3 protein-coding genes are annotated in these 3609 nt (G+C 61.5%); 2 read left to right on the top strand and 1 reads right to left on the bottom strand.

All coding sequences use genetic code 11. The features are described 5' to 3' along the window. Positions 1 to 451 precede the first annotated feature (451 nt). Together E1H13_RS26255 and E1H13_RS28210 are read left to right on the top strand one after the other, a co-directional pair. Entirely contained in the window at positions 452 to 652 is a 201-nt protein-coding gene (locus E1H13_RS26255) for a hypothetical protein (RefSeq protein ID WP_169617910.1), read from the top strand. Then, positions 652 to 867 carry a hypothetical protein gene (locus E1H13_RS28210; protein ID WP_169617909.1) on the top strand — a complete coding sequence of 72 codons (216 nt, stop codon included), beginning with the start codon at positions 652 to 654 and terminating at the stop codon, positions 865 to 867. The genes E1H13_RS26255 and E1H13_RS28210 overlap by 1 nt, the downstream gene beginning before the upstream one ends. 129 nt (positions 868 to 996) lie before the next feature. Here E1H13_RS28210 and priA read toward each other — a convergent pair whose 3' ends face one another. Beyond that, the gene (gene priA / locus E1H13_RS26245; protein WP_169617908.1) at positions 997 to 3552 is read right to left on the bottom strand and encodes a primosomal protein N'; all 2556 of its coding nucleotides are present in this window, start codon (positions 3550 to 3552) and stop codon (positions 997 to 999) included. Positions 3553 to 3609: the final 57 nt, after the last annotated feature.

Raw genomic sequence — 3609 nt, 5'->3', positions numbered from 1 at the left:
CCACCCCTGTCAAGGTGGTGGTACTTTTCCCGAAAACCCCTTGGGCTGCGGGGCTGCGGCCACAACCACCAGGGAGTGAACTCCCTGGCTCACCGCAGAAGTCTGCTAAAGCAGACTGGGTAACTCGGCTCCCAATCCTCTTCAGAGGATTTCGGCTTTGAGCCTGGGACTTCTAGTCCTTGGCTCAGCGGCCAATCCGAGGGATCAATCCCTAAATTTGACCCACCTTGACAGGGCTGGGTGGGCTTTGCCCACCACTCACTCGGTAGACAGTTTTCTAGAAGTCACCTTAAGGGCTGCCTGGACAGCTAGGGTGATAAGACGAGGCAGAGCCCTGGGGGGGCGTTCCCACGCAGAGCATGGGAACGAGGGAAAACCCCCGACTCAAATAGGCATAGAGGGAATTTCCCAAGGCTATAATTGATTGAGAGCCATGAGGTAAAGCTGTTTTATGTCAAACCTTGAGCAAATTGAAGCAGCCATTCTCTCCCTACCATTCAGTGAGTTTAAGCAGCTGCGGCTGTGGTTTCTTGATTTAGATGACGAACGCTGGGACCAGCAGCTGGAGCAGGATATCGCAGACGGCAAGCTAGATGCATTAGCTCAGGAGGCAATTTCTGATTTTGAGGCGGGCCATTGCCGACAAATTTGATGCATTATGCAACCCGTCGTTTCTGGAAATGCTATGACAGCTTACCCGAGAGTGTTCAGAGAACGGCTGATGAGTGCTACAAGTTGCTAAAAGCTAATCCATCTCATCCGTCGCTACACTTTAAGCGCCTGGGGAAAAGATACTGGTCAGTGCGAGTCGGATTAAGCTATCGAGCTTTAGGGGTGGAAGTTGCCCAGGGTATTTCCTGGTTTTGACTCGGGACCCATGCTGAGTACGATAAGTTGATTAATAGGCTGTAAGACAGACTTCCCGTAGTGGTTAACGGCCACCTATCTAGTGCAGCTGTAGGGTGGGCATTGCCATCCCTGTCAAGGTGAGATTTTCTAAGCCAAATTCAGCGGATCGACGTCGATGGTCAGGCTCACCTGGGGCGGGCAGTAGTCTCGAACCTCCTGCAGGGCAGGAATCGCCACCCCGAGGGGAAACTTCAGCAGCAGGTGCCAGCGGTAGCGACGGGCCACCCGCAAAATCGGGGCCGGGGCAGGCCCCAGCAAGGTGTGGGGCCGATCGGCCAACAGGCCATCCAGCTTAGCGGCGAGGGTATGGGCGGTTTGTTCCACGGCCTGGGCATCTGGGCTGGCCAGGCGCAGCAGCACCAACTGCCCCGCTGGCGGGTATTGCAACAGTTGGCGTTGCTCCCACTCGCTGTGAATAAACCCGTCATAGGCGTGCTGGGTCACCGCTTCGATCACCGGATGTTCGGGGGTGTAGGTTTGCAACAGCACCTGCCCCGGTTGTGCCCCCCGCCCGGCCCGACCAGCCACCTGGATCAACGTCTGCAAGGCCCGCTCACTGGCCCAGTAGTCGCCCATGTAAAGCAGGCCGTCGGCGGCAATAATTCCCACCAGGGTGACCTGGGGCAGGTCCATGCCCTTGGTCAACATTTGGGTACCCACCAGCAGATCCGCCTCCCCGGCGGCAAAGCGACTGAGCAAGGCCCGGTGTGCTCCTTTGGTGCGGGTGGTGTCGCTGTCAAACCGAATGCAGGAGAGCTCGGGGAAGGTTTCGGCCAGGGCGTTCACCACCCGTTGGGTACCACTGCCAAAATGTTTAAGGTAGGGCGACCCACATTCGGGACAGGCTTTGGGGTGCCCCTGGGTGTAGCCGCAGTAGTGGCAGCGCAGGGTCATGGCACTGCGGGCATGGGGCTGGTGGTACGACAACGACACATCGCAGTGGGGACACATGATCACATAGCCGCAGCTGCGACAGGAGACAAAGCTGCTATGCCCCCGCCGATGAATAAACAGCAGCCCCTGGTTCCCCTGGTCCTTCATGGTTTGCAGGGCGGTTTGCAATGGGCGGCTAAAAATACTGCGGTTGCCCATGTGCAGTTCCTCCCGCATGTCGATCACCTGCACCTGGGGCATGGGGCGAGCCTGCACCCGCTGGGGCAGAGACAGGTAGTAGCTGGGTAGGTCAGCCGTTAGTTCAGCGGGGGGCCAGGGGGCTGCACCAGAGTTGGGCGGCCCCATCGTATCCGCAGCACTGTCCGCAGACGGTGCCCCCGTCTCGGCCCCCGCCAGGGCCGGATTGGCCAACCCCCGACACTGCACCCAGGTTTCCAGGGAGGGGGTGGCCGAACCCAAAATCAACGGGCAATGGTTGAGGGCGGCCCGCCAGCGGGCCACGGTGCGGGCATGGTAGCAGGGGGGCACATCCTGCTTGTAGCTGCTGTCGTGTTCTTCATCCAAAATAATCAGCCCCAACTGGGGCAGGGGCATAAAAATAGCGGAGCGAGTGCCCACAATCACCAGAGGCCGGTGGGGCTTGAGGCATTGCCGCCAGGTGTCGTAGCGCTCCCCTTCGGACAGGCTGCTGTGGTACACCCACACCTGGTCCCCAAACCGGCGGCGAAACCGATCGGTGAGCTGGGGGGTGAGGCCAATTTCGGGCACCAGCACCAGGGCCGATTGGCCAGCGGCCAGGCGGGGGGCGATCGCCTGTAGATACAGTTCTGTTTTGCCCGAGCCGGTCACCCCGTGCAGGAGCAGTTGGCTGGCCTGGTGCTGACGATTGATTACCCCCAGGGCCTGGGCCTGGTCAGCGGTGAGGGGCTTGGGCTGGTCTGGGGCCAGGGCTGGAGCCGTTTCGGTGCGCAACACTTCCCGAGGGGCGATCGCCAGCCAACCCAACGCCGCCAGCCGCTTCAGGGTAGCGCTGGTGGTCCGGCACAGTTGCAGGGCATCACTCAGCCACAGGTCGCCCCCATGGCGCTTGAGGATGGCCACAATCTCTCGCTGGCGCGGGGTCAGTGGTGTGGTTGGATCGCCCCCCACCAGGGTCACCGCCTGGCGCTGCTTAACCTTGGGCGGCTGGGGGGGCGCCAGGTAGGATTCCGCCCAGCCCAATTGCACCAACTGCTGCATCGCCCGGTAGGCATGGCCCTGCCGCTGTAGGTAAGACCAGGTATAGTCCCCCGTGGCCGACTGCTGCAACGCCTGGAACAGCTGGGCCGCCCCCGCCGACAGTTGACTAGCGTCAGCCTCGGCAATGCGATCGCGGCAGAGTCGCAGTCGGCGCTGCGATCGCGCCAATAGCCCCACCGGCAACGCCGCCTTCAACACCTGCATCAGCGGCACCTGGTAATGGTGGGCCACTCGTTGCAGCAAGGTCCAATAGGCCGCCGAGAAAAACCGCCGCTCTACCACCCCGTCCACCGGGCGAATCTGACTGGGGGCCAGCGAGTCCGGCGGTGTGTTCTGGAGGGACAGCGCGATCGCCCCCAGACTCTGCTGCCGAAACGGCACCGTCAAAATATCCCCCGCCTGTACCTCCAGGTGCTCGGGCACGCCATAGGTATAGATGGCCGGTTGGCCGCCGTAGTCTACCAGGACATTGACCCAGCGGGGTTGAGGGAGGGAGGGAGGGGAAGGCATGGGGAGGGGTGGATGGGGGGATGGGGGGATGGGGGGATGGGGGGATGGGGGGATGGG

It is taken from the genome of Nodosilinea sp. P-1105 (assembly GCF_012911975.1).
GTDB lineage: Bacteria > Cyanobacteriota > Cyanobacteriia > Phormidesmidales > Phormidesmidaceae > Nodosilinea.
Note: the sequence above shows the minus strand (reverse complement) of the source record. Positions and strands in the feature narration are given on the sequence as shown.